This is a genomic window from Collinsella sp. AM20-15AC, from assembly GCF_003471405.1.
Taxonomy (GTDB): domain Bacteria; phylum Actinomycetota; class Coriobacteriia; order Coriobacteriales; family Coriobacteriaceae; genus Collinsella.
In genome coordinates this window covers 1-1,362 of record NZ_QRJA01000064.1, presented here as the reverse complement: position 1 = coordinate 1,362, position 1,362 = coordinate 1, and the positions used below count along the sequence as shown (strand labels likewise).

1 protein-coding gene is annotated in these 1,362 nt (G+C 65.0%); it reads left to right on the top strand.

What is annotated here, in order from left to right:
- The first annotated feature begins 115 nt into the window (after window positions 1-115).
- On the top strand, window positions 116-1,306 hold the full coding sequence (locus DW233_RS10075; RefSeq protein ID WP_118268031.1) for an IS256 family transposase: 1,191 nt from the start codon (window positions 116-118) through the stop codon (window positions 1,304-1,306).
- The last annotated feature ends 56 nt before the right edge of the window (window positions 1,307-1,362 follow it).

Genomic DNA, 1,362 nt, shown 5'->3' with positions numbered 1-1,362 from the left:
GGTGACGCATAATTTCTTTCGCAAATTGACAACCGCATAGCGGAACACGGCCCGCGCCCCGTCATATGATTTCTAGCGGCTAAACAACAAATCAACGACGAAAGGGGCACGGGCCGTGTCTGCGAACATCGTAACAGTCGACGAGGAGTCGCTGCGCAAGGACATAAAGAATCTGGTGAGGAAGACCGTCGAGGAGACGCTCAACGCGCTGCTCGACGAGGGGGCGTCCGAGCTCGTAGGGGCCGGGCGCTACGAGAGGACGGCAGGCCGGGAGGCATACCGCAGCGGCCACTACGCGAGAAAGCTCGTCACCGGGGCAGGAGAGGTCGAGCTCAACGTGCCGAAGCCGCGCGGCGCGACCTTCCAGACGGCCGTTATCGAGCGCTACCGCAGGCGCGAGACTTCGGTCGAGGAGGCCATCGTCGAGATGTACCTCGCGGGCGTCTCGACCAGGAGAATCGAGGACGTCTCCGAACTCCTCTGGGGAGCGCCCGTGTCCTCCGGCACCGTCTCCAACCTCAACGAGAAGGCGTTCGCGTCCATCGAGGCCTGGCGCCAGAGGCCGCTCGAGGGCGATTGCCCTTACGTTTTCGTCGACGGCATCTACCTCAAGCGCAGCTGGGGAGGGTCCTACGAGAACGTGGCCGTTCTGGTGGCCATCGGCGTCAACTCCACCGGCGACCGGGAGGTCATCGGCTGCGCGGAGGGCTACACCGAGTCGGCGGACTCGTGGCGCGAGTTCTTCTCGTGGCTCAGGGGGCGCGGGCTCTCCGGCGTGCGGCTCGTCACCGGCGACAAGTGCGCGGGGATGCTCGGTGCGCTCGAGGAGGTGTTCCCCGGGGCACGCTACCAGCGCTGCACGGTCCACTTCTACCGAAACGTGTTGGGAAGGGTGCCCGTGACCAGGAGGAAGGCCGTGGCGCGCATGCTGAAGGCGATTCACGCGCAGGAATCGCGCGAGGCGTGCTCGAGGAAGGCGGCGGAGGTGGCGGACGAGCTGGACGGGATGAGGCTCGGCGCGGCCGCGAGGACGGTGCGCGACGGCTTCTCCGAGACTCTCGCCTACACGGACTTCCCGCCGGAGCACTGGCGCAGAATCCGGACCAATAACGGTATCGAGCGCATCAACCGCGAGATCAGGCGGAGGACGAGAGTCGTAGGGACCTTCCCGGACGGCAACTCGGCCCTGATGCTGGTGACGGCGAGGCTGAAGTACATCGTGGAGCACGAATGGGGCAAGAGGAGGTACCTGGACATGTCGAAGCTGGAGGAGATGGACGAGCTGAGCAAGAAGGCGGAGGGCTAGAGCAAGGCGGGGCCGAGGCCGCCTCGATCAATTTGCGAAAGAATCTTGACGGTACC